The 24605-nt window shown below is 63.4% G+C and carries 20 protein-coding genes and 1 pseudogene; 7 read left to right on the top strand and 14 right to left on the bottom strand.

What is annotated here, in order from left to right:
• Positions 1-8: 8 nt before the first annotated feature.
• Together AC0L16_RS02350 and AC0L16_RS02345 are read right to left on the bottom strand one after the other, a co-directional pair.
• A complete protein-coding gene (locus AC0L16_RS02350) occupies positions 9-947 on the bottom strand; it encodes a substrate-binding domain-containing protein (RefSeq protein WP_473618743.1) in 939 nt (312 codons plus the stop codon).
• A gap of 166 nt (positions 948-1113) precedes the next feature.
• Complete coding sequence (locus tag AC0L16_RS02345; protein ID WP_473618741.1) at positions 1114-2124, bottom strand: ABC transporter permease; 1011 nt, start codon at positions 2122-2124, stop codon at positions 1114-1116.
• Between the two features lie 425 nt (positions 2125-2549).
• Between AC0L16_RS02345 and AC0L16_RS02340 the strand changes: the two genes are divergently transcribed.
• Entirely contained in the window at positions 2550-3512 is a 963-nt protein-coding gene (locus tag AC0L16_RS02340) for a sugar-binding transcriptional regulator (protein ID WP_292543472.1), read from the top strand.
• A 27-nt stretch (positions 3513-3539) separates the two neighbouring features.
• On the opposite strand, the gene AC0L16_RS02335 is transcribed toward AC0L16_RS02340, so the two are convergent.
• The 3 genes from AC0L16_RS02335 to AC0L16_RS02325 form a co-directional block, all read right to left on the bottom strand.
• Positions 3540-4145: a hypothetical protein gene (locus tag AC0L16_RS02335; protein ID WP_473618740.1), complete on the bottom strand. Its 606-nt coding sequence runs from the start codon at positions 4143-4145 to the stop codon at positions 3540-3542.
• A 90-nt stretch (positions 4146-4235) separates the two neighbouring features.
• Complete coding sequence (locus AC0L16_RS02330) at positions 4236-5729, bottom strand: xylulokinase (protein WP_473618739.1); 1494 nt, start codon at positions 5727-5729, stop codon at positions 4236-4238.
• Between the two features lie 19 nt (positions 5730-5748).
• The gene (locus AC0L16_RS02325) at positions 5749-7071 is read right to left on the bottom strand and encodes an NAD(P)H-dependent oxidoreductase (protein WP_287175611.1); all 1323 of its coding nucleotides are present in this window, start codon (positions 7069-7071) and stop codon (positions 5749-5751) included.
• On the opposite strand from AC0L16_RS02325, the gene AC0L16_RS02320 reads away from it, so the two are divergent.
• Positions 7070-7219 carry a hypothetical protein gene (locus AC0L16_RS02320; RefSeq protein WP_473618737.1) on the top strand — a complete coding sequence of 50 codons (150 nt, stop codon included), beginning with the start codon at positions 7070-7072 and terminating at the stop codon, positions 7217-7219. The genes AC0L16_RS02325 and AC0L16_RS02320 overlap by 2 nt on opposite strands.
• Before the next feature lie 162 nt (positions 7220-7381).
• On the opposite strand, the pseudogene AC0L16_RS02315 reads toward AC0L16_RS02320, so the two are convergent.
• From AC0L16_RS02315 to AC0L16_RS02300, 4 genes and pseudogenes are all read right to left on the bottom strand, one after another.
• Positions 7382-8458: pseudogene (locus AC0L16_RS02315) on the bottom strand (mandelate racemase/muconate lactonizing enzyme family protein).
• A 245-nt stretch (positions 8459-8703) separates the two neighbouring features.
• Positions 8704-9873: an efflux RND transporter periplasmic adaptor subunit gene (locus AC0L16_RS02310; protein ID WP_473618736.1), complete on the bottom strand. Its 1170-nt coding sequence runs from the start codon at positions 9871-9873 to the stop codon at positions 8704-8706.
• A gap of 16 nt (positions 9874-9889) precedes the next feature.
• Positions 9890-13066: an efflux RND transporter permease subunit gene (locus AC0L16_RS02305; RefSeq protein WP_473618735.1), complete on the bottom strand. Its 3177-nt coding sequence runs from the start codon at positions 13064-13066 to the stop codon at positions 9890-9892.
• Positions 13060-13311 (bottom strand): hypothetical protein, encoded by a 252-nt coding sequence (locus tag AC0L16_RS02300; protein WP_473618733.1) that lies wholly within the window; start codon positions 13309-13311, stop codon positions 13060-13062. Before AC0L16_RS02300 ends, AC0L16_RS02305 begins: the two co-directional genes overlap by 7 nt.
• Positions 13312-13573: 262 nt before the next feature.
• Here AC0L16_RS02300 and AC0L16_RS02295 point away from each other — a divergent pair, with 262 nt between their 5' ends.
• Entirely contained in the window at positions 13574-14155 is a 582-nt protein-coding gene (locus AC0L16_RS02295; RefSeq protein ID WP_023799451.1) for a TetR/AcrR family transcriptional regulator, read from the top strand.
• Between the two features lie 506 nt (positions 14156-14661).
• Here the strand turns inward: AC0L16_RS02295 and AC0L16_RS02290 are convergent.
• The 5 genes from AC0L16_RS02290 to AC0L16_RS02270 all read right to left on the bottom strand — a co-directional run bounded on the left by AC0L16_RS02290 (position 14662) and on the right by AC0L16_RS02270 (position 20003).
• A complete protein-coding gene (locus tag AC0L16_RS02290; RefSeq protein WP_077381698.1) occupies positions 14662-15684 on the bottom strand; it encodes a LacI family DNA-binding transcriptional regulator in 1023 nt (340 codons plus the stop codon).
• 69 nt (positions 15685-15753) lie between these two features.
• A complete protein-coding gene (locus tag AC0L16_RS02285) occupies positions 15754-16548 on the bottom strand; it encodes an ATP-binding cassette domain-containing protein (protein WP_473618732.1) in 795 nt (264 codons plus the stop codon).
• 3 nt (positions 16549-16551) lie between these two features.
• Positions 16552-17538, bottom strand: coding sequence for an ABC transporter permease (locus AC0L16_RS02280; protein ID WP_077381426.1), 987 nt, complete (start codon positions 17536-17538; stop codon positions 16552-16554).
• A 118-nt stretch (positions 17539-17656) separates the two neighbouring features.
• Entirely contained in the window at positions 17657-18589 is a 933-nt protein-coding gene (locus AC0L16_RS02275; protein WP_473618730.1) for a substrate-binding domain-containing protein, read from the bottom strand.
• A gap of 256 nt (positions 18590-18845) precedes the next feature.
• Positions 18846-20003 (bottom strand): fumarylacetoacetate hydrolase family protein, encoded by a 1158-nt coding sequence (locus AC0L16_RS02270; RefSeq protein WP_473618729.1) that lies wholly within the window; start codon positions 20001-20003, stop codon positions 18846-18848.
• A gap of 279 nt (positions 20004-20282) precedes the next feature.
• On the opposite strand from AC0L16_RS02270, the gene AC0L16_RS02265 reads away from it, so the two are divergent.
• From AC0L16_RS02265 to AC0L16_RS02250, 4 genes are all read left to right on the top strand, one after another.
• Positions 20283-21566: an NAD(P)/FAD-dependent oxidoreductase gene (locus AC0L16_RS02265; RefSeq protein ID WP_473618728.1), complete on the top strand. Its 1284-nt coding sequence runs from the start codon at positions 20283-20285 to the stop codon at positions 21564-21566.
• A gap of 83 nt (positions 21567-21649) precedes the next feature.
• Positions 21650-22537, top strand: a complete 888-nt coding sequence (locus tag AC0L16_RS02260; RefSeq protein WP_473618726.1) for an ABC transporter permease — start codon at positions 21650-21652, stop codon at positions 22535-22537.
• Complete coding sequence (locus AC0L16_RS02255; protein WP_473618725.1) at positions 22534-23412, top strand: ABC transporter permease; 879 nt, start codon at positions 22534-22536, stop codon at positions 23410-23412. The genes AC0L16_RS02260 and AC0L16_RS02255 overlap by 4 nt, the downstream gene beginning before the upstream one ends.
• Complete coding sequence (locus AC0L16_RS02250) at positions 23397-24467, top strand: ABC transporter substrate-binding protein (protein WP_473618723.1); 1071 nt, start codon at positions 23397-23399, stop codon at positions 24465-24467. Before AC0L16_RS02255 ends, AC0L16_RS02250 begins: the two co-directional genes overlap by 16 nt.
• Positions 24468-24605: the final 138 nt, after the last annotated feature.

Here is a 24605-nt window from a genome sequence, read left to right as displayed (position 1 = left end):
CTTTGGGATCAGGGATGCTTGGCGATGAACTGATCGACATTGTCCTTGGTGGTCAGCGTCGCGTCCTGCAGCTGTTCTGCGGGAACGGTTTCGCCGGCCACCAGCTTGATCGCCGCATCGACGGAAAGCCGGCCCATGCCTTGTGTCTGCTGCGTCGCGGTTACGTCGAAAACGCCGCCCTTCAGTGCCTTGAGCGCCGCCACGTCGCCGTCGAAGCCGGCAACCCAGACCTTGTGGCCGGGATTGGCGACCTTGACAGCCTGCGCAGCACCGAGCGCCAGCGCGTCGGCCTGGCCGATGACGATCGATACGTCGGGATGGGACTGCAGCAGGTCCTGCGTCAGCTTGAAACCTTCGTCCTGATGCCAGCCTTCGCTCCATAGCTCGCCGACCACCTTGATGTCTGGATAGGCGCTCAGCGCTTCGCCGCAGCCCTTAGACCGGTCGACCTCGGGCGTCGTGCCTTTCTGGCCGTGGATGATGATCAGCTCGCCCTTGCCGCCGGCCTGCTTGGCGATGTAGTCGCACACCGCCTTGGCCGACGCCACGCTGTTGGTGGCGATGAAGGTGTCGCCGGGTGCGCCCTCGGCGTTGCGGTCGACATTGATGACCGGGATGCCGGCCGCCTTGGCCGTCTTGGTCGGCACGGTGGCGGCGGTGGCGCCGGCCGGGATGTAGATCAGCGCATCGATGTTCTGCGTGATCAGATCCTGCACCTGGCTGACCTGGGTCGCCGAATCGCCCTTGGCATCGACGGTGACGATTTCGATGCCCTTTTCCTTGCCGTAGGCTTCGACGGACTGCTTGATCTGGTTGAAGAAGTCGGCCTGCAGGTTGGCGACGGCAAGGCCAAGCTTCTTGGCTTCCTTGGCCGACGCCATGTTGGACAATCCGAGCAGCGGAATGACGGCCGCGGCAGCAAGCAGCAATGAACGTTTGGTCAGCATGTGTTTCCTCCGTTGATGTTCAATCTGTCCCGCCGGCGCATCACGGCGCCCGTTGGCCGAACAACTCCCAGTTTCGGATCACCGATCCGTTTTCGCCCGGACATCCGGGTGAATCTCATTGCGCCCCACTCTTCATTGCGCCCCGCTCTTCATTGGGCCCCGCTCTTCATTGTGCTCTGCGCCGCCATGTATCCGTGGCCACCGCCAGCGCGATCACCACACCGATCACCACCTGCTGGATGAAGGGCGACACGCCGAGCAGGTTCAGCCCGTTGCGCAGCACGCCGATGATGAGCACGCCGATGGCGGTGCCGCCGATCGAGCCGACGCCGCCTGACAGGCTGGCGCCGCCGATCACCACCGCCGCGATCGTATCCAGTTCGTAGCCGAAGCCGGAGCTCGGCTGGACGGAATCGAGCCGTGCCGCAAGCACGATGCCGGCGAGCCCGGCCAGCACGCCGCAGACCGCGTAGACCCAGTTGGTCAGCGACTTGACCGGTATGCCGGACAGCCTGGCGACCTCGGCGCTGCCGCCGATCGCGTAGAGGCTGCGACCGGTCGCACGATAGTTCAGGAAGATCGCGAAGATGATGGCCAGAACGATCATCAAGCCGACGGTGACCGACAGGAAGCCGAAATGGCGGATGATCGACAGGCTGGTGAACCAGTCGGGAAAGCCGATGATCTGCGAGCCGTCGGTGATCATGTTGGCAAGACCGCGCGCCACCGACATCATGGCCAGCGTGGCGATGAAGGGCGGCAGTCTGGTGACGGTCACCAGCAGGCCTGAAACCAGCCCGCAAAGTCCAGCAACGACAAGTGCTGTGACGATGCCGGCAGGCATGCCGAGATTGAGGTGGTCGGGATGGGCGACGAAGCCCATCACCATGGCGGCGACCGCCAGCACGGAGCCGACGGACAGGTCGATGCCGCCGATCAGGATGACCAGCGTCATGCCGATCGCCATGATGCCGAGCACGGTGACCTGGTCGAGCACGTTGAGGATGTTGCGGACGGTGAGGAAGGTGTCGGTGGTCAGCGACAGCGCAAGGCACAGCAGCACCAGCCCGATCAGCGGTCCCATGGTTCCGGCGAACAGGGCCGAAAGCTTCGCGCCCGCCGCGGCCTGCGCATTTGGGCCCGCCTTCAACTCGCTTGCGCCGTTGCTCACAGCCATTTTGTCTCCTCCATCAGCGATCCGGCGATGCGTCGTCGGCTCACTCTTGCTCACCAGGCACCTCCCTGTGAACAATTTATCTTTGATATGCAATTTTGTTCAGCTAAACTGTTCGTCGGAAAATTGTCAAGGCCCGCCGCATCATTCCACGCCGGTTTGCGCCGCCAGCCGGTTTGCCTTACGAAAGGGCATGAAATGCCGCGTTTCAGGTCCGCTCTCATCCTGCGGAATTCATTTCGGCTGCTTGAGCAGGGCAGGACGGCCAAGACGAAGTAAATGTTGACCATTTTGGCTTTCATCTCGCGTTGTAGACGATATCCTGTCGACGTCTTAACCCTTGAATCCTGGGCACGCAGAACGATTTGGTGTCGCTTGGTCGGATCACGCCATTTGAATGATTCGGACGACCGCGGGAGGGCAAAAAGATGGCGATGACAGAGAATGACAAGGCCTCGCGCTTCCCGGATGCCGAGCTGAAGGCCCGTGCCGCGTGGCACTATTATGTCGAGGGTCTGACTCAGGAGAGGATTTCGGAGATCCTCGGCATCGGTCGCATCAAGGTGCATCGCATCCTGTCCGCCGCGCGTGAGGAGGGCGTCGTCCAGTTCCGCATCCGTGACAGCGTCGTCGAATGCCTGGTGCTGGAAGAGGCTCTGAAGCAGCGTTTTGGGCTCAGCCAGGCCGTTGTGGTGCCGTCGGCCGCCGACCGAAGCAACGCGCCGCTGATGATCGGCCATGCCGCGGGCGCTTATCTGGCCGACAATGTGAATGCCGGCGATGTCATCGCGCTGGGCTGGGGGCGGACGCTGAAATTCGCCATCAATGAATTGCCACGGCGGCCGATCGCCAGGACGACGGTGGTTTCCATGCTCGGCGGCCTCACCCATGCCCAGCCGCTCAACCCGACCGAAAGCGCCTGGGAATTCGCCGAAAAGATCGGCGCCGAGTGTTTTTTGCTGCCGGTGCCGGTCTATGCCGACAGGCCGGAGCAGCGCGAAGCTTTCATGAGCCAGCGCAGCGTTCAGGACGTCGTCTTCCGTGCACGCCGGGCAAACATCGCCGTGCTCAGCGTCGGATCGTTTTCCACTGACAGCCCGATCGCCAATTACGGCTTCATCAAGCCCAGCGAACTCGAAGAGCTTCAGGCGGCCGGTGCAGTTGGCGATATTTTATGCCATTTCATCGACGCCGACGGCCGGCTCGTCGACCATGAGGTCAACCGGCGGGTCTGCGCGTATCCGCTGCAGGACCTGTCGGACATCCCGGCCATCATCCTGGTCTCGGGAGGGCAAGAAAAAATTGCCATCATGCGTGCGGCGCTCGCCAACACCAAGGTATCGGTTCTGATCACCGACGAGGATGCGGCCAAAGGCCTGCTCAACCGCTGAGTTTTGTGCGCTTCGGACAGAGGCGCCTCAAAATTCGCAGGGCTTGGGGCGGCCGTCATACGACCAGTCGGCGAGAGCCACCGGCTTGAATTCTCCTTTGATCGGTTGGCCGTCATCCAGCCCCTGCGAGGCGACGCCCTTGCCGGTGAGAAAGTTGATGTCGCAACTCCCCAGGGTGGTCTCGACGTCGCCATCGGACGTCTGGACGTTCCAGTCCCAGTACCGGCTATAGCCGGCGACCAGGAATTTGCCGCGGCGATGGACGATCGTGAGCGTCTCAGCCCATGATTTGTTGGCTCCGCAGCCGAAACAGGAGGTGACGCTCAGCGATCCCTTGCCCTTGCTTTCGAGCTCAAGAACTCGGCCCTCCGTAAGCGCCTTCTTGATGAAGGCCGGCTTGCGCGAAGGATCGAGCTTGTCATCGCCGGCAGCCAGATAGATGTAAAGGTCCGCTTGCCCACTGTCGGGATCCTGCACCATTACGGCCCGATCCATCTGCCCATCATCGTCGATGTCGAGCGCAACCTCGAGCGGCGCCTCGGCCGCGGGCTCGTTCTCCGCGAGTGCAGATATTGGAATTGCCGCAACGGCGACAATCCAGGACAAGGCCGCGCGGTGAAATGTCGTCTTCATGAGCATTGGAATCTAGCATTGGCCGGACAAGACGCAAAATCGGCCGCGAAAATGCGAAGACCAAAGATGCCAGACGTCTAGGTCGTGAATTCACTCCGTCGCGTTGCCGAGCCGCACATGGATGTCGCGCGTCGCCTGATAGAGGTCGCGGTAGATTGCCTTGCGCGCGCGGTAGCCGGAGACCAGCCCGTCGACGGGGTCGACATGCCTGGTCGGCGGCGCGGTCATCGCCTCGGCCGCCGTTTCGGGCGAGGCAAACCATCCGACGGCCGAAGCCGCCAGCATGGCGGCGCCAAGGGCTGCGGCTTCGTTGACCGGCGAGACAGAGAGCGGTCGCTCGAGCACGCTTGCCATGATCCGCATCAGCAGGGCGCAGTTGGTGCCGCCGCCGGCAGCTATTATCGCCGCCGGTTTGCCGCCGGCTTGAGTTTCCATTGCCTCGCTGGCGATCGCCTGCTCGAAGGCGATGCCTTCCAGGACCGCTCGAAAAAGGTGCTTCGGCTCATGGTCCAACGACAGGCCGACAATGGCGCCGCGCGCCGCGCCGTCCCAATAGGGGCTCATGACGCCGGCCCAATACGGCATGACAAGCAGTCCCTCGCTGCCGGCGGCAACGTCCACCGCCGCCTTCTCCAGCGCTGCGGCCGACGGCGAGCCGGTGGTGCGAACGATCCAGTCGACCAGTTGCATGCCGGAGCGCAGCACGGTTTCCAGCATGAACCCCGAGCCGGTGGGCGAGACCAGCGTTCGAAACGCGTCCGAAGTCGCCATCCCGTGGGAATAACAGCCGCTGACGACGCCCGAACCGAGCGAAAGATAGTTTATGCCTTCGCCATAGACGCCCATGCCAAAGCCCATCGCCTGGCCGTCGCCGGCGCCGGCGACAACAGGCGTGCCGGGCTTCAGGCCGGTCAGCCTGGCCACGCTTTCACCAAGCCCGCCGCAGATCGCGGCGGGCGCGACCAGTTGCGGCAACTGGTCCGGCCGCAGTCCTGCTGCCTCGACGAGCTCAAGGTGCCAACTGCCATTCCTGATGTCTAGCAGCCCGAGCGGATCCGCACTTGCCGTGCTGGTGACCAGACGTCCGGTCAGCCGGTGGACGAAGAAGCCATGCACATCGACGAGTGCGGCTGCGGCGTCGAGCGCTTGCGGCTGGTGTTCGGCAAGCCAGGCGATCGCATAGAGCGCGGGCGTCGGGTCCGGCGGCTTGCCGCTCCAGTCGCGGATCGTTTCGCGGCCGAACTCGGCCGAAAGCCTGGCAACTTGCGGGCGCGCACGCTCGTCCAGCCACAGGATCGCCGGAATAAGCGGCTTGCCGGCGTGGTCGATCAGCGTGAAGGTCTCGCGCTGGTGGGCGATGGCGATCGCCGCCACCCGGGCAGCGCCAACCGCCTCGGTGACCTGCTTCAGGGCGCCGAGCAGCGCGGTCCACCAATGTTCGGCATCCTGCTCGAAATGGCCGGGCCTGGGATTTGAAAGCGGATAGGCTTCGCGCGCCTGGAACAGCTCCTTGCCGTCGCGCGTGAAGGCAATCGCTTTCACGGCCGTGGTCGAGGCGTCGATCCCGATTACGACATCGTCCATCAGGCGGGAATCCAGCGGATCAGGCGGCGTTCGTAACGAACCGTCCGTCCGACTGGTCGAGACGACGGCGGATCTGGGTTATCACCATCGAATCGTCGGGTACACAATTTTCATAGGTGAGGAAATCGCCTGTCTTGACCGGTTTGACCACCTTGGCGCGTTCGGCGAGGCCGAGCGGCAGGGCGCCGCGGGCGCGCGCGTCCTCCCAGGTCATGGCGAAGCCGCGATAGTCGTTCTCGCCGATCATGCCGAGCGACTGGCCAGGGGCAAGCTCGCTCTTGGCAACCGCCACAGCTTCGGCGACCGGATGGTCGAGCGGCTCCATGTCGGCGCGCTTGTAGACCACGGCGCGCGCCGCCGACAGCGGCACTTCCAGGCTGGTCAGATGATAGGGGCGGAAGATCGTGAAATACGGGCCCTTGCCGACCTTGAGGTCGATCATGCGCTCCAGCACGCGCGGATGCCTGGTCTCGATGATGCAGAACACGCCGGGCGCCACGCCCTTGCCGATCGAATAGTCGACCACGCCCTTGCGGTGCAGCACGCCGCCATCCTCGCGCGGGCAAAGCACGCCGGCGAGTTCCTCCAGCGTCGCGGTCGGGCCGTGCATGCCCGGCACGTCGGGCACCAGGCCGGTGGCGTTGGCGATCGCCACCATCTCGATCGCCGTCTTCGAGCCGTCGACGAACTCGACCAGCATGCGCGCATTCATGTTGCGCTCGGCCGCCTCCTTCTCGTAGTCGGCCGGCATGGCGTCGATCTTCAGCGGATTGTTCTTGCCCTTGCCGGCGGCGATGATGTTGAAGCCGAGGCTCCTGGCAAAGCCGATGATCTCCAGCGTGCAGGCCGGCTCGTCGCCGGCCGCACCGGTATAGACGACGCCGGCCTTGCGCGCCTCCTCCTTGAGAAAGCGGCCGATGGTGATGTCGGCCTCGACGTTGAGCATGACGATATGCTTGCCGTTCTTCATCACTTCGAGCGCGAACAGCGTGCCGATGTTGGGATTGCCTGTCGCGTCGATGATGACGTCGATGCGGCCGGCGGACGCCAGCGCATGCAAATCTTCGGTCACCGCGATCTTGCCGGCCTCGATGGCGCGGTCGATCGCCGCCGCATTGCCGGCCTGCACGATATCCGAGCGGTCGTGGCCGGCGAGCAGCGCCGCATCGATCGCCGCCTGCGGCCTGACCTCGGAAATGGCGCCGATCCGCATGCCCGGCATCAGCGCGACCTGGACGACGATGTCGGTGCCCATCTGCCCGGCGCCGGCAAGCCCGATGGTGATCGGTCCCTGCTGTTCAGCGCGCTGCAAAAGTTCCGCTGCAAATTGCGGATGGGCCATGTCGCTTCCTCCAGTTCCTGACGCGCCGCAGCGTCGAAGCCATCATTTTGAACATTCCTATTTCCAAATGAAAAATATTTCAACCGGCAATTCGGTACCCGTTGTTCCCGACCTGCTTGGCGCGCCCTTCCTCGAGGTCGGCAGCTGATAGACTGGCATGCGCCGAGTATGCCGGCTGGCGCTCTCTGTTGCGCGGCTTCGTCGTTAGCTATTGGCGCAGCGGCCCTCGCCGCCTGCATAGATCACCGCCTTCTGCGCCCTAGCTGCCCGCGCAGCCAAGTCGCAAGCCAGGGCTCGAACAAAAATTAAATCACAGAATGTTTGCGGGGACGTCGATGCCGAGGCCCGGCCCGTCCGGGATGCCATGCGGCCTCCCGCAACCGGCGGCTTGTTCGATGCGGTGCGCACCGTCACCCATTCGTGGAAGGCAATGGCGTGCAGCCGGCGCTCCTCCGGCGTCGACAGCGACAGATGCGCCATGGCTGATGTGTCGATCTCGGCGCCGCCGGTGTCCTCGACGGTGATCATGAAACCAAGATCGACGGCAAGGTCGCGGATCTGCCGCGTCCTGGTCACGCCGCCGAGCCGCGAGATTTTCAGCATCAGCCCGTCGGCCGCCCCCTGGCGGTGGATGTCGAGCATGTCGTCCAGCGAGGTGACGGATTCGTCGAGCACCATCGGCTTGTCGAGCGAGCGGCGCACCGACATGCATTCGTCGATCGTGGTGCAGGGCTGCTCGAACGTGTAGTCGATGGCGCGCGTCGCGTCGCCGAACTGGCGCGCCTGATAGGGCGTCCAGCCGGCATTGGCGTCGCAGAAGATGACGGTGCCCTTCGGCACCGAAGCGGCGACTGCGGTGACGCGCTCGATGTCGTCATGGACGTTGCCGCCGACCTTGACCTGCAACCGGTGAAACCCGTCTTTGACGATGCGCTTGGCCAGTGCGGCCATCGCGTCGACGGTGCTATGGGTGACGACCTTGTAGAGTTCCGCCGTCTCGCTCTCGCGCCCGCCGAGCAGCGTCACCAGCGGCACCTCGGCGGCGTGCCGCGAGATCCGAGCAGGCCATGTCGAGCGCCGACTTGATGTAGGGATGGCCCTTGAACACCGTGTCCATCAGCCTGCCGATACTGGCCAAGGCGCGAGGATCGTGGCCGAGCAGATGCGGGGCAATTTCGATGACGCCGGCTCGAGTGCCGGCCGCGAATGCCGGCGAGTAGAAATTGCCGAGCGGCGCCATCTCGCCCCAGCCGGTCAGCCCGTTGTCGCAGGTAATGGCGACGATCACCGCGTCGAATGCGTCGGCGACGCGCCCCTTGGACATGCGGTAGGGCCCGTCCACAAAGGGCTGCACGACATGGTAGGCCTTGATGGTTTTGATCCACAATTTTTCTATCCGTGGTTGCCGCCAACCTGCATCGTCCGGCCGGCTCAACTGCCGTCAGGCCGGTTGCGCGACAGGCCGGCGCGATCGGCCTTGGCGCCCCGGGAAGCACACTGTTCGAGGCTGCGCGCATAGGCAAGCAATTCTTCGAAGCTGTGCCGTTGTCGCCGGCCCGGCCGAACTGCTCAGCGAAACGGCGCCCTCGGCATAGCCGGGAGCGCCGTTGGACCGGGCCTGATGCGGGGGTATCAGGTGGCCGGTTTCTGTGACAGCGGCGAGACAGGCATTCCTGGGCCGATCTTCTGCAGATTGCCTGTTATCACCTGGTCGCCTTCCGCTACGCCGCTCGAGATCGCCACCAGATCGCCGTCGGTCGGCCCCAGCGAAACAATGCGCTGGTCGACAGTGTTGTCCTTGCCGACGACGTAGAGATACTTGCCGAGCTGGCTCGACCCCAACGCCGTCTGCGGCACCATCAGTGCATCGGGCTGCTGCTTGATGTGCAGCCTGACGCGAACATATTGGCCCGGCAGCAGCGTGAACTTGGCGTTGCCGATCGTCGCGCGTGCGGTGATGGTGCCGGTCGAGCGATCGACCGTGTTGTCGATGAAGGTGAGCTGACCTTTGTGGCGCGGTTCGGTATCGCCGGGAAGCAGGACGTCGACATCGATGGGTCCCGCCGCGCGGGCCTCCTCGATCTGCGCCAGATCCGTTTCACTCGGATTGAAGGTGACATAGATCGGGTCGAGCTGCACCAGTGTGTTGAGCACCGTGCCGGCGACGCTGACCAGCGTTCCGACCGAGGCCTGGTTGCGGCCGACGCGCCCGGCGAACGGCGCCTTGATTTCCGAATAGCTCAGATTGAGCTCGGCGGTCCGCACCGCCGCCTGGTTGACGGCGAGCGAGGCCTGGGCCTCGCGCAAGCTGCTGGTGCGCTGGTCGAACGCATCCTTGGCGAGGTATCCGCTCTTGGCCAGCTCGGTGCCGCGACCAAGGCTGGAACGGGCATAGTCGAGCGTTGCTTCGTCGCGCTGGACCTGAGCCTTCGCCTGCTCGAGGGCAGCCTGGAAATCCTCTGGAGCGATCTTGTAGAGAAGCTCGCCCTTCTTGACATCGCTGCCGTCGGGCGCGACCTGCTCCTGCAGATAACCCGGCACACGCGATTGCATTGTGATGCTGCGGATCGGCTCGGTGCGGGCGGCATAGTCGAGATAGATCGGGATCGTCTTCTTGACGACGCTCACCACCGGCACCGGCATGACAAACGCTGCGGGCTCGGGCGCCGCGGTCTCAGGCGTTGCCGCCCCTGCCGTGCCGGCGTTGAGGCCGAAATTGCCCATGTCGAGCAAGTGGACGCTCACCATCGAGATCGCCCCCACGGCAACAGCCGCTCCCAACGCAATTTTCCATTTACGCATGATCAATTCTCCAATCCTATTCGGCCGCTTCGGCCAATCGCTCGAAGGCGGGTTCGGCAGTTGGTTCAGTCGGTTCGGCAACGGGTTCGCCCTTGCTGCGGCGCTCGCGCAGCTGCTCGATCACCGCGTAGAAGACCGGCACGAACACCAGTGACAGGATCGTCGCCGCGACCATGCCGCCAAAGACGGTGGTGCCGATCGACTGGCGGCTGGCTGCACCGGCACCTGTCGAGAACATCAGCGGCAGCACACCGAGGATGAACGCGAAAGCGGTCATCAGGATGGGCCGCAGCCGCAGGCGCGCCGCTTCCATTGCGGCGTCGACGATGCTGAGACCCTCCTCGCGCCGGCGCCGGGCAAACTCCACGATCAGAATGGCGTTCTTCGCCGCCAGCCCGATCAGCATGACGAAGCCGATCTGCGAATAGACGTCGATCTGCATGCCGCGCATCAACAGGGCGACAAACGCACCGAACAGGGCAAGCGGCACCGCGAGCAGAACCATGAAAGGCATGGCCCAGCTCTCATATTGGGCGGCGAGGATCAGGAAGACGAAGACCATGGCGAGGCCGAAGACAATCGAGGCGATCGAACCGGCCTTGAGCTCCTGATAGGTGATGCCCGTCCATTCGTAGCCGAAATCCTTCGGCAGCGCCGTGGCGGCGGCACGTTCCATCGCGGCGACCGCCTGGCCCGAGGAGAAGCCGGGTGCGGCACCGCCGTTGATCAGGGCCGACGCGTTGTTGTTGTAATGCGGAACGGTTTCCGGGCCGACGACAGGCACCAGCTTGCCGAGCGTGCTCAACGGCACCATGCCGCCGGAGGCATTGCGCACATAGAGCCGCGAAATGTCGGCAGCACCCGCACGCGCATCCTTGTCGGCCTGGATCGTCACCCGGAAGGTGCGGCCGAACAGGTTGAAATCGTTCACATAGAGCGAGCCGAGATAGATCTGCAGCGTGTTGAACACGTCAGGCAGGCTGAGGCCGAGCAGCTTCGCCTTGTTGCGGTCGAGGTCGTAGTTGAACTGCGGCGTCGAGGTCGAGAACGAGGAGAACAATTGCTGCGGGTTGAGCTCGGGCTGCTTGCGCGCTTCGGCCAGCACGGCTTGCGTCGCGTCGTTGAGCGCAGCGCTGCCGCGACCGGTCAGGTCCTCCACTTGGAATTCAAAACCGCCGGTCGTGCCGATGCCCGGGATCGAAGGCGGGTCGAAGCTCAGCGCGAACGCTTCTGGAAGTTCCATGAGCTTCGAGCGCACGTCGGCGACGAGCTTCGAGGCGCTCTGGTCAGGGCCGCGTTCGTCCCATGGTTTCAGGATGGCGAATTCCACCGCCGAGTTCGACTGGGCGGCACTGGTGAGGAAGTTCAAGCCGCTGATCGAGCCGACGATATCGACACCGGGCGTGTTCTGCAGGATGTCACGCGCTTTGCGGGCCACCGCGTCGGTGCGTTCCAGCGATGCCCCATCCGGCAACTGGATGACTACGAAGAAATAACCCTGATCCTCGACCGGAAGGAAGGTCGAGGGCAGCCGCTGCCAGACGAAATAGGTCGCGACAAGCCCGGCCGCGAATATGCCGAGCATGATCCAGCGCAGGCGGATGAGGAAGCGCACACCATGGGCATAGGCATGCGACAGCCGATCGAAGCCCGTGTTGAACCAGCGGAACAGCACGAACTGCGTTGCCGGGCGGTGGCGCAGGAAGGCGGCGCTGAGCGCCGGGGTGAGCGTCAGCGAGACGAAGGCGGAGATGCCGAACGAGATCGCCACCGTCAGCGCAAACTGGTTGTAGAGCCGGCCGGAAACGCCAGGTATGAAGGCGACCGGCACGAACACGGCCATCAGCACGGCGGTCGTGGCGATGATCGGGCCGGTGACCTCGGCCATCGCCGCGCGCGTCGCAGCCAGCGGTTTGAGGCCGGCCTCCAGCTGGCGTTCGACATTCTCGACGACGACGATCGCGTCATCGACCACGAGGCCGATCGCCAGCACCATGCCGAGCAGGCTGAGCATGTTCAGCGAGAAGCCGAACATGTACATGACGACGAGCGTCGCCACCAGCGACACCGGAATCGCAATCGTCGGGATGATTGTGGTGCGCCAGCTCTGCAGGAAGATGAACACCACCGCGACAACCAGGACCAGTGCCTCGCCGAGCGTGACCAGCACGTCGTGCATCGACGCCGAAACGAAACGTGTCGTATCGTAATGCATGGCGTAGCTGACGCCCTTGGGGAAGCGGGCCGACAGTTCCTGCATCTTGTCCTTGACGCGCTGCTGCAGATCGAGGGCGTTCGAGCCCGGCATCTGGTAGACCGCGAGCACCACGGTCGGGTCCTCGCCGAAGAACGCCGACGACGAATATTGCAGGGCGCCGAGTTCGATGCGCGCAACGTCGCGCAACCGCACCAGCGAACCGTTCGCGGCATCGGCGCGCACGATGATATCGCCGAATTCCTTGGGATCGCTCAGCCGGCCGACGGCGTTGACCTGCATTTCGAAAGCAGTGCCGGCCGGCGCCGGCGACTGCCCGATCTTGCCGGCCGCGACCTGAACATTCTGCTCGGCAATGGCGTTTTGGACATCGACGGCGGTGATGCCGAGATTGGCGAGCTTGTCGGGATCGAGCCATACGCGCATCGAATAGCGCCGCTCGCCGAAGATCTGCACGTCGCCGACGCCGGGCAGGCGCTTCAGCGGGTCGACCACTTGCAGGTAGGCGAGGTTGCTGAGCGCGACCGGATCGACAGAGCCGTCGGGCGAGGTGAGGTTGACGATCAGGACGAAGTTCGGGTTCTGCTTCTTGATCGTCACGCCGCCCTGGTTGACGATGGCAGGCAACGAGGACGCCGCCTGCGACACGCGGTTCTGCACGTCGACGGCGGCGGTGCTCAGGTCGTAGCCGACCTCGAAGGTGACGGTGATCGTCGAGGAGCCGTCATTGGAGCTCGAAGACGACATGTAGGTCATGCCTTGAACGCCGTTGATCTGCTGTTCGAGCGGCGTCGTGACGGTGTCGGCCACGACCTGCGCACTGGCGCCCGGATAGTTGGCGCTGACCACCACCTGAGGCGGCGTGATGTCGGGAAACTGCGAGACAGGCAGCAGGAAATAGCAGATCGTCCCGGCGAGCACCATGATGATGGCGATCGACGATGCGAAGATCGGACGGTGGATGAAGAAATTTACCATGACACGCACGCCTCGCCCGATGCCTGGCCAAAGGCCTTGGCGACTCTTGACAGCCGCCGGCTGCGGCTTTGCCCGGGAACTTCCAGGAAACGAGGCGGCGCCTTGCGGCCGCGGCCTTGCGCATCCGCAAGGCTACGCAGCATCGTCTCGAAAGCGTGCGGGTCGACACGGTCGGCTTTCATCAGCATCCGGATCATCGGATCCTTCACAACTTCGTCGATCGTCAAATCTTTGCGCTGCGACATCGTAGCGGCTCCTGGCTTGGCGATTTGCAGCGTAAGCCGCCGCAGATCGGGTGGTCTTCCTGTTCGCGGCCAAAGTCGCCTGGGGCGCAGTTTCATGCCTGGGCCGATTTGGCGGAGGCTGTTGACAGGCGCCTGCGAGATTGACACGAGGCAATGGGGGTGTTACCAGTAAGTAACATCTAGAAGTTACAGACCGGTAACACCCTAGTCAAGAGGTGTACCGAGGGATTTTTCGGAAACCCCGGAAACCAAGGAGGTTTTGATGGAAGACGGCACTGCGGAACGCATCCGCCCCCGGGATCGCATCCTGGAGACGGCACGGGATATGTTCCACAAGCATGGCATCAAGGGCGTCGGTGTCGACGCGATCACTGAGGCCGCCGGTACCAACAAGATGACGCTCTACCGTCATTTCGAGTCCAAGGACGATCTGGTCATCGAGTGCCTGCGGGCGACCGCATGCAGCGCCAACGCGATGTGGCAAAAGTTCGAGGCGGAGCATCCGGGCGACAAGCTTGCGCAACTGCATGCCTGGGTCCGGATGGCAGCCGATTGCCTGATGATGGACGGCCGCGGTTGCGACATGGCCAACGCCGCCATCGAGTTGAGCGAGACCGACCATCCGGCCCGTCGTGTAATCAAGGAACTCAAGCAGGCTCAGCGCGACCGTCTCGTCGGCCTGTGTCGGGATGCCGGCATCGGCCAGGCAGAGCTTCTCGCCGATACATTGTCGCTGCTGCTTGAAGGCGCCCGTGTCAGCCTTCAAAGCGTCGGAGCCGAAGGCCCCAGCGCGCAGTTTGTCCGCATGGCGGAAGGCCTGATCACCTCGTTCAGGGCCAGATAGTCTCGCAAGCGGAGAAACGATCGGTGGTGTGTTCATTGCGAGCCGCGCCGCGAGTGCTCTTTTGCCTTGGGATGTGCTGTCATCTCACGTCTCCGTTGCCGGTCTGCCGTCGCGCTCTTGCGCGCTGCGGTCGCTGCTGGTTGTGAGCAGGCTAGGCCCGATGGCGAACTGGTGAGAGTGACAAGTGTGGCGGGATTCCGATGGGGCTGCGGCGCTGCCCGAACCGGCCGATGGCGATAGCCGCCGCCTTGCCCGAGACCCCAGAACAAAAAAAGCCCGCTGCCGGGAGGAGGTGGCAGCGGGCTCGATTTCGAATACGGCACGGGAGGAGGTGCGCCGCACTCAGCGTCGGCATCGCATCTGGGAGGAGTAGATGGCCGACACCTGCGAAACTAGCGATTGCCCAATGATTCGGCAATAGCAAAAGATGCATAGCAGATGTGCAGATTCGCGGTATCAACCGAATTTTAACCATCGGGGCAAGTGACCGTGGCGGTTGCGCGGCATCACTGGACGGGCACGTTTTCCTTGAAGATAAGGCGCGGTTCGATGAATTTCCGCGTCAGATAAGGCGCCGAGGAAGCGATCGAGCCGAGCAGGCGAATGACCGATTGCTCGGCGATCAGCCGTGCATTCTGGTCGATGACGACATCGAGCAGATCGTCGACGAGATAGCCGCGTGTCGCTCTTGTCAGGTCGTGACAGATGAACACCGGCTTCCTTTGCGGTTTGGCTTCCAGCAGCGCTTTCGCTACGCCCGAGCGTCCGGCGCCGACGCAATAGATGCCGAGCAGTTCCGGCTCGTTGTGCAGCGCCTTCATCGTCGCCGTGTAGCTGATACCAGGCTCGTCGTTGATCTCGACGGCGCTGGTCACGGTCAAATTGCGGAACTCCTCGCTGAGCACCGAGCGAAAGCCCATTTCGCGTTCTTCATGCCCGCGATAGGAGCGTGACCCGACGATCATCGCCAGATGGCCCGTGCGACCGCCCAGGAAACGTCCCATCAAAAGGGCTGCGGTGCGCCCGGCGACACGGTTGTCGATGCCGACATAGGCCGATCGCGGCGCGCCCGGAACGTCCGACACCAGCGTGACCAGGCGGATGCCGGCTTCGACGATCTCGCGCAGGATGTTGCGCGTTCTCGGGTGATCGATGGCGATGACGCCGACGCCGTCTGCCTTGAGCGAAAGGTTTTCGACGGCCGCCTGCAACGCGTTCGGCGAGATGCCGGCGAGCTTGTGGATCCGGCAGGAGGCGACAAGCGGCAGGCGTGCGGCATAGTCCTCGATATGATTTGCCAGATCCGTCATGAAGGCATTCGAGCCGATCGGCAGGAAGAACTCGAGATGCGCCGGCCGCGAGGGCAGCGTGACCTGATCCACGACCGGCAAATAGCCAAGCTGCTTGGCCGCCTCCATTACCCGCTGCCGGTTGGCGGCGCTGGCGCCCGGCCGGTTGTTCAGCACCCGGTCGACCGTCGCGGTCGACAGCCCGCAGCTTCTGGCGATGTCCGCAACGGTGGCTTTCATAGTCGCAGTCATAGGAGCCGATGTGATCCTGTACCAGAGATACGGCCAACCCGGCTTCCAACTGGCCACTCAGCCTTGTGGTTGCTTCCCCTGGACGATGGCGTCGCGGATCTCCTTGTCGGACATGCCGGTGATGATCCGTTCGACTTCCGCGACGTCGGTGTTCTTCGGGTCGATATCGTCGGCAACCACCTTGCCGCGGCGCATGACGACGATGCGGTCGACCACCTGGAAGACGTGATGGATGTTGTGGGCGATGAAGATGCAGGAATGGCCCGAATCGCGGGCGCTGCGCACGAAGCTCAGCACACCTTGCGTCTCGGCGACGCCGAGATTGTTGGTCGGCTCGTCGAGGATGATGAGGTCGCTGTCGAAATGCATGGCGCGCGCGATCGCCACTGCCTGCCGCTCGCCGCCGGAGAGCGAGCCGATTGGTGTGGTCGGCGGGATGTTCTTCGAGATGCCGACCTGCTTGAGCAGATCGCGGGCGACCACGTTCATCGCCTCCTGGTCCATACGGTTGAGGAAACGCGGCGGCTTGATCGGCTCGCGCCCGAGGAACAGGTTGCGCGCGATCGACAATTGCGTGACCAGTGCGGAGTCCTGGTAGATCGTCTCGATGCCGTGGGCGATGGCGTCGCTGGTGCTGCGCAAGTCCACCTTCTTGCCGCGGATGAAGATGTCGCCGCTGGTCAGCGGGACCGCACCCGACAAGACCTTGATCAGCGTCGACTTGCCGGCGCCATTGTCGCCGAGCAGACCGACGATCTCCCTTTCATTGACATGGAAATTGGCGTCCACCAGCGCCTGCACGCGCCCGTAGTGCTTGCGGATGTTTTCCATGCGGACAAGCGGCTCAGTCATGGTTCAAGTTCCCGCCTGATGCCGGCGTTCCAGCCATGAGTGGAGCGCCATCATGCCGAGGATGATCGCGCCGATGAAGATGTTGTAGGCAAGCCCAGGCACCCCGATCAGCACGATGCCGTTGCGCATCACGCGCAGGATCAGGATGCCGAGCACGGTACCGATGATGGTGCCACGTCCGCCGGTCAGCGCCGTGCCGCCGATCACCACCATGGCGATGACTTCGAGCTCGTAGCCGGTGCCGCTGTTCGGGTTGGCCGCCGAAGTGCGCAGCGAGCTGATGACGCCGGCAAGCGAAGCCATGATCGACGACAGGATGAACAGGCCGATCTTGACGCCGCTGACATTGACGCCGCGCGCCCTTGCCGCATTGGGGTTTCCGCCGGCCGCCTGGATCCAGTTGCCGGTCCGGCTCTGCGTCAGCACGTAGCCGAGTGCAATCGCGGCTGCGATGAACCAGAACAGCGACATGTAAATACGGAACGGTCCGATGAAGAAATCGCCGACCAGCGCCTCGGCGAGCCAGCTGCCTTCGGCGCTCCAGGTGCGTTGCGGAAATCCGCTGGTGACGAACAGAGCGGTGCCGCGCACGACCAGCAGCATGCCGAGCGTCACCAGGAAGGACGGTATCTTGAGTTGCGTCACGAACCAGCCATTGACCAGGCCGATGAAGGCGGCAACCAGCAAGGCCACGATAAAGCCGGCTTCCAGCGAGGTGAGGCCGCTGTTGAAGAGCGTCCACATCAAGACGGGCGAGAAACCGAACAGCGATCCGACCGAGAGGTCGAATTCGCCTGAAGTCATCAACAGCGTCATCGCCAGCGCGATCAGGCCGAGCTCAACCGTGAAGGCCAGTATGTTGCTGATGTTCTGCGGCGACAGGAAGTCGTGGTTGAACCCCCAGAACACGACGAGCTCGACGACGAGCAGCACGAAGGGCCCGAATTCCGGCCTGGCGATCGAGCGTTGGATGATGGAACCGTTTTCCACGTTGGACCCGCGACATGGTTGGGACTGGCCAAGCCCGAAACCGCATGAGGCGGTTCGAGGCTCAGCGGGATGATGGGGATGATCGTGGCAGCGTGCCGCGACCGTCCCGATCGCGGTTTTATTTGCCGGACAGGATGTCGTCGTAGACCTGCGCGGTGTCCTTTTCGTAGAGCGCGCCTGTGATCACGTCGAAGCCGGGCGGAATGCCGCTAGCGGCCATGTTGGCGATCGAAAGCGCCACATAGCTGGTCGCCTGCGGATCCTGCCACTGCGCGGCATTGACGTAGCCGGTCAGCACCTCCTGGGTGGTGTCGAGCGAGTTGCCCCAGCCGACGACCGGGATTTCACCCGGCTTGATGCCGGCCTGGTCGAACACCCGCTCAATCGAGCCGGTCACCAGGTCGCCGAGACCGATGATCGCCTTGACCTTGGCCCTGTTGGCGGTGAGGTAGTCGACCATGCGGTTGATTGCTTCGGCCTGGTCGAGCGTGGCTTCGGTGATTTCATAGGTGATGCCGAGCGGCTCGAAGACGCTCTTGATGCCTTCTCCTTCCTGGACGCCATAGGTGGCGCCCGGGATTTCGACCGGCATCCAGACGAAATCACCCTTCTTCACCAGTCCCTTGTCGACCAGATACTGAGCCCAGTTCTTGCCGAAGGTGACGTTGTCGCCGCCGACATAGGCGTTGAAGTCCGCCTTCGGATCGGGCGTGTTGAAGTTGATGATCGGGATGTTTGCCGCTCGCGCCTCCTTGACGAGCTCGATAAGGCTGCCCGGGTCAGGGCTGGTGGTGGTGATGCCGTCGGCCTTTGCCGCGATGGCGGCGCGAACAGCCTCCTGCTGGGACGACACGTCGCCATTGTGGAACGAGGTGTTGACGGTGTTGCCGGTGTCCGTCGCCCATTGCTTGGCGCCGGCGAGGAAATAGGTCCAGACCGGGTCGGCCGGGCCGCCATGCGAAATCCAGTAGAAGGTCTTGGCCTGTGCCGCCGCCGGAATCGCCAGCGCCACGATCAAGCCGAATACAAATAGTCGTAGCCTCGTCAGCATTTGATTTCCTCCCATTTTTAAAACGTCCTCCAGCTCCGGCGACGATCACGGCAAGCCTGACCGTATTCTTGCCAGCGGCGATCTGGATGCATCAGAGCATCCGCTTTTTCGATCAATGGCAAGCCTCCATTTGCCAGTGGTAGTTGGCGCACGACGACGCGCCATCAGCCATCCCATCAGATTGCATCAGTTTGGCTGATATCTTTTGGGGCAAGCGGTACTCGGCGCCGAAGACGAGGCGCAGGCGGGACGGAAGCTAGATGAGGTCGGCCCTGGCAAGGTCGCGCATGAGATGGCTGGCGCCATAGGTCCAGTGGGGACAGTCGGGCGACAGCCGCACTCGGTTGACCAGAGCGCCGAATTTCTCCGAGGAGATGGTGACGATGTCGCCGACCTTGTGGGTAAAACCCTTGCCCTTTTCGCCGCGATCCTTGGACGGCACGAACATGGTGCCGAGATAGAGCGCCAGCCCGTCGGGGTATTGGTGATGCGGCCCCATGGCGGCGGCGACCAGTTCTTCGGGCGAGCGGCTGATCTCGGCCATCGAACTGGCGCCTTCCAGCGAAAAGCCGTCCTCGCCCTCGACCTTCAGCCGCACGGTGGCCTGCTTCACGTCATCGATGGAGAAGACATCGTAGAACAGCCGGATGAACGGGCCGAGCGCGGCCGAGGCGTTGTTGTCCTTGGCCTTGCCGAGCAACAGCGCCGAGCGCCCTTCGACGTCGCGCAGATTGACGTCGTTGCCGAGCGTGGCGCCGACGATCTTGCCGCTGCTGGCGGCGATCATGGCGATCTCCGGCTCCGGATTGTTCCAGGTGGAGACCGGATGCAGGCCGACATCGGCGCCGAAGCCGACCGACGCCATCGGCTGGCATTTGGTGAAGATTTCGGCGTCGGGGCCGATGCCCACTTCCAGATATTGCGACCAGGCGCCGCGCTGGATCAGCTTGGCCTTGATTTCCATCGCCTCCGGCGAGCCGGGCTTAAGCTTCGACAGATCGTGGCCGATCAGCCCGGCAATGTCGGCGCGAATGGCGTCCGCCTTCTCGGCGGAGCCACGCGCCTGCTCCTCGATGACCCGTTCGAGCAGGCTGACGACGAAGGTGACGCCCGACGCCTTGACCGCTTGCAGGTCGACCGGAGAAAGCAGGATTGGTTTTTGCGGATCGCGCGCGGCCTGAAAGCTGTTGGCGGCGATCGCATCGAGCGATCCGATCGGTTCGCCCGCAGCGGCGTGGACGTAGCCTGCTGGGTCCGGCATCTCGCAGACGTCGCGCACGGTTGGTGCCATGCTCGAGGTGATGTCGAAGACCGTACCGCCGCGTACCGTGACCACCAGCGGATGGGACCTATCGCTTGTCCGGGCGCGGCCGATGAAGAGGCCCTCTTTGGGCAGGAGAGTGGTGTTCGTCATGGCTACGGTCCTCTGCTGTCTTGTTCTGTGCGACGGTCATCGCTGCCGGACCAATGGTTCACAAAGAGCCTGGCCAGCGGCGGCGGCACTTTCAACAAATTCCGGCCAAAGGTCTATCCCGCCCTCAAGGCAAGTTTTGTCATTCTGTCCGGGCAATCTCTGCGCCGCTGGACGGTAATTGACCTTGGGCGTGTCCCAACAGCGAAGCGGAGACGCGCTTTCAAGATCGTGAAATCATGACTAGGATTTTTCACGCTAGAACTGCATTCCAGGTGACCTTTGCCCGCACCGTTCTCCAATCCGATCTGGCAGAAGCCGCAATCAACCGCCGGGCTCCAATCGCTTTTTCCCGGCGGGCAACCTGTCGATATCGTTATCGTCGGTGGCGGGATCCTGGGTCTGTCGACAGCCTTGCATGCAGCCCGATTCGGCCTTGCCGTGCAGGTGCTGGAAGCCGGCGAGATCGGCCAGGGCGCATCGGGCCTGAATGGCGGCCAGGTGATCCCCGGCCTGAAATATGATCCGGAATGGCTGCTGGAGCATTTTGGCCCCGAACGCGGCGAGACCCTCGTCAATTTTGCAGCCTCGACGGCGGACGCCGTCTTCGAATTGATCCGCGACGAGAAACTGGCGGTGCCGTTCGTTCGCAACGGCTGGATCCAGGCAGCGCACACCGAGACGGCGCTGAAGGCGGCGGCGAACAGGGACCGGCAGTGGCGGAACCGCGGCGCCGATGTCCGGCTTCTGAGCCAGACCGAGATCGCCGCGTTGACCGGCGCGCAGGGCTATCTCGGCGGCTGGCTCGACCGCCGCGCCGGCGTGATTGATCCGCTTGCCTATACGTCGGAACTGGCACGGATCGCGTCGGCCGCGGGCGTGAAGATCGCCGAGCACCAGAAGGTGGTGCGCCTCGATAAGAACGCCGGCCTTTGGCGTATCTCGACGGAGGGCGGCGCCGAATTGCAGGCGAAGGCGGTCATTCTGGCGACGAACGCCTATACCGGCGATCTGCTCCCCGGTCTCGCGGAGACGATCGTTCCGCTGCACTCCTTCCAGATCGCGACAGCGCCGCTGCCGGCCGATATGGCGGCCGAGATTCTGCCGGAGGGGCAGGCGGTATCGGACTCGCGCCGCATCCTCGTTTATTACCGCAAGAGTACCGACGGGCGGCTGGTGCTTGGCGGGCGCGGCCGGATGGCGCTGCCGACCAGCGAAGGTGACTGGGCGCATCTCGAGCGCGCGCTGCTGCGGCTCTATCCCGCGCTACCCGGCGTCGGCATCGAAAAGCGCTGGTTTGGCCGGGTGGCGATGACGCCGGATCACCTCCCGCATATTCACGAGCCCGAGCAGGGCCTGATGGCCGTGGTCGGCTGCCAGGGCCGTGGCGTCGGCCTGATGACCGCGCTTGGCGAGCGCATCGCTGGCTATCTAGCGAGCGGCGACGCCAGGCAATTGCCGTTCCCGGTCTCTCCGATCCGGCCGATCCCGTTCCACGCCTTTCGGCAGGTCGGCGTCGCCGCGACGATCGCCTGGTATCGTACGCTGGATGCATTCGAGCGCTGATTTCATATCGGCATAGGAATCAGCTTGACAGTTTCATGATTATGAAAAAGCTTTAGGGGATTTCAAAATCCGATAGGCATACGATGTCGACCATCGTTGCAAGGCAGCCACTGCCGGAGTCCCGGTCATCGACGCGTTTCCGGTTGGCCATGCTGCTGCCGGGCGGGCTGGTCACCTTCTTCCTGATCCTGTTTGCTCTCGTCCTGGTGCTTTTCCTCGCCTTTCGCGGCAATGACGGTTCGCTTCTGGGCGTCGGTTTCACCCTTGTGAATTTCATCACGGTGGCTTCCGATCCGCTGTACTGGACGGTGACGCTGCGCTCGCTGGCCATTGCCGGCCTGGTGACGCTGGCAACGGTCGTCACCGCTTATCCGGTTGCCTACTATCTTGCCTTCCACGCCGGCCGGCGGCGCGGGCTGCTGTTGTTTCTGGTGACGCTGCCGTTCTGGACCAGCTATCTCCTGCGCGTCTTCGCCTGGAAGATCGTGCTTGCCTATAATGGCGTGCTGAACTCGGCGCTCATCGAAAGCGGCATCTGGTCCGAGCCGACATTGGCGTTTCTCAACACGCCGGCCGCCGTCATCGTCACGCTGGCTCATGCCTATGCGCCATTCGCCATCCTGCCCATCTATGTGGCGCTGGACACGATCCCGAAATCGCTGCTCGAAGCCGCCTCCGATCTCGGCGCGAAGCCGTTCACCAGCTTCCGCCGCGTCGTGCTGCCGAACTCGATGGCGGGGGTGCTGGCGGCGGCTCTCGTCGTCTTCGTGCCGACGGTCGGCGACTATGTCACTCCGGCGCTGGTCGGCGGCCCTGCCAGCACCATGATCGGCTCGCTGATCCAAGCCCAGTTCGGCAAAGCCAATGACTGGCCGTTCGGCGCCGCACTCGCCGTCGCCGTCATGCTGGTCATCCTTGCCGTGGTGCTGGTGGTGCGTTCCGCCGATCGCAGATTTGGCAGCCGGACATGAACACGGCGCGTATCGATGCAAAGCAGGGCGGCGGTTGGCTCGGCGCCTATGTCCTTGCCTATCTGGTGTTCCTGTACTTGCCGATCCTGCTGATCCCGCTTTTCTCCTTCAACGATTCGATCCAGGCGGCGTTTCCGCTGCAAGGCTTCACGTTTGAATGGTACAAGACGCTGTCCGGCAATTCGGCGCTGTCCGGCGCCCTTGCCAACAGCCTCCTCATCGGTGCAATTGCCGCCACCGGTGCCACGCTCTGCGGCATCACCGTGTCCTACATGGATCTCTTCGGCCGTTCGCCGCTTGCCGCCACGATCAGCGCCATCGCGCGGCTGCCGATCCTGATCCCCGGCGTCATCGTCGGCATCTCGCTGCTGATCCTGGTCAACCTCATTGGCTTTGGACCGTCACGCACTGCCATCGTGCTCGGCCACATATTGGTGGCGCTGCCGACGACGGTGGTGATCATGAAAAGCCGCTTCGCCGCTATCCCCAAGACCATCCACGAGGCCGCGCTCGATCTCGGCGCGTCCGACTGGACGACGTTCAGGCGGGTCATGCTGCCGCTCAGCTTGCCGGCCATTGTGTCAGCGTTCATGCTGGCCTTCCTGACGTCCTTCGACGAGTTCATCGTCGCCTTCTTCCTCGCCGGCACCGAGCCGACCTTGCCGCTCTACATTTGGAGCCAGCTGCGTTTCCCGAAGTCGCTGCCCACCGTCATGGCATTGGGCACGGCCATCCTGGCCGTGTCCTTCGTCATCGCGGCAATTGCCGAAATCCTGCGCCATTGCGGGCTCGCCGCCGCTCAGCGGCCCGTACCCGCCAACCTGTCCAAACCAGAAGAAACCGAAAGAGGAGAACTGCAATGGCATTCGACCTGAAATCGATAAATCGCAAGACAGTCCAAGCCGGATTGGCAGCCTTCGCGCTGGCGCTTTCGTCGACCGTCGCGCTTGCGGCCGACAAGTTGCAATATTTCACCTGGTCGGGCTACGAACTTCCCGACTTCAACAAGAGCTTCCTCGCCGCACACCCCGATGGCGTCGAGGCCTCGATGTTCGGCGACGACGATGACGCCTTCACCAAGGTCAAGGCCGGTTTCCGTCCTGACGTCGCCCATCCCTGCTACGACAAGGTGGCGCGCTGGAACAAGGAAGGCCTGCTGCAGCCGATCGACACCAAGCGCATCAAGAATTGGGATTCGATCTTCCCAGTTTTCAAGAACCTGCCCGACCTGCAGGCCGGCGACGGCAAAGTCTGGATGGTGCCGTGGGACTGGGGCAACACCTCGATCCTCTACCGCACCGATCTGGTGAAGAACCCGGAACCGAGCTGGAACCTTTTGTGGGACAAGCAATATGCCGGGCGCATGGCGACGATCGACGCCGTCCACGATACGCCGGTGGTGGCGGCCCTTCTCGCCGGCGTCAATCCGTTCGACATGACGCCGGAACAGATGGAAAAGGTGGCTGAAAAACTGCGCGAGCAGCGCCCGCTGCTCTCCAACTACACTACCGACATGACCTCGGTCGAACAGGCGCTGGCGAGTGGCCAGTTGGTCGCCGCCATGACCTGGAACGCGTCGGCCACCTCGCTGAAGAAGCAGGGCGTGCCGGTCGAGTTTATGAAGCCCAGGGAAGGCATGCTGACCTGGGCCTGCGGCTTCGTCATGCTCAAGGACACCAAGAATGTCGACCTCGCCTATGATTTCATCAACAGCCGGCTGGAGACGGATTCGGGAAAATACCTGATTCAGGCCTATGGTTACGGCAGCTCGAACAGCTCGGCCTTCGCCGCGGTGCCGAAGGAGGAATTGGAAAAGCTGCAACTGCCGTCTGATCCGGAAGTGATGCTGAAGACCACCGTCTTCACCGGGCCGATGAAACAGAATGACGAACTCGCCAAGATGTTCGAGAAGGTCAAGGCAGGCGGCTGAACCTGGCCTTCCCTTCTCCCCTTTGTGGGAGAAGGTGGCCGAGTGGAGCTCGGTCGGATGAGGGGTGGTCCAGTTCGGCACAACCGAGCTCCGGCCAGCACCCTCAACCGTCTCGGCGCTGCGCGCCAAGCGCCGCTC

It is taken from the genome of Mesorhizobium sp. WSM4848 (genome assembly GCF_055811375.1).
The sequence above is the reverse complement of the archived record's forward strand: the minus strand, read 5'-3'. Positions and strand labels throughout refer to the sequence as shown.